The sequence below is a fragment of the Pseudoalteromonas sp. ABE4_541 genome (genome assembly GCF_056312285.1).
Genome location: NZ_JBSVEM010000084.1, coordinates 1 through 203 on the forward strand (window position 1 = coordinate 1; position 203 = coordinate 203).

The window sequence follows — 203 nt, forward strand, 5'->3', positions numbered from 1 at the left end:
TTCGAACCTCCGACCGCCTGGTTCGTAGCCAGGTACTCTATCCAGCTGAGCTACGCGTCCGTCGTTTAAAATTTTATATCTCTTAAAGATATCTCTGTTTTTAACCACTTAGAGAAAAGTGGCGGACGCGGGAGGATTCGAACCTCCGACCGCCTGGTTCGTAGCCAGGTACTCTATCCAGCTGAGCTACGCGTCCGTCGTTT

General features: G+C 50.7%; 1 tRNA gene. It reads right to left on the bottom strand.

What is annotated here, in order from left to right:
- Positions 1-119: 119 nt before the first annotated feature.
- Positions 120-196: transfer RNA gene (locus ACW689_RS21595), tRNA-Arg, on the bottom strand.
- Positions 197-203 lie beyond the last annotated feature (7 nt).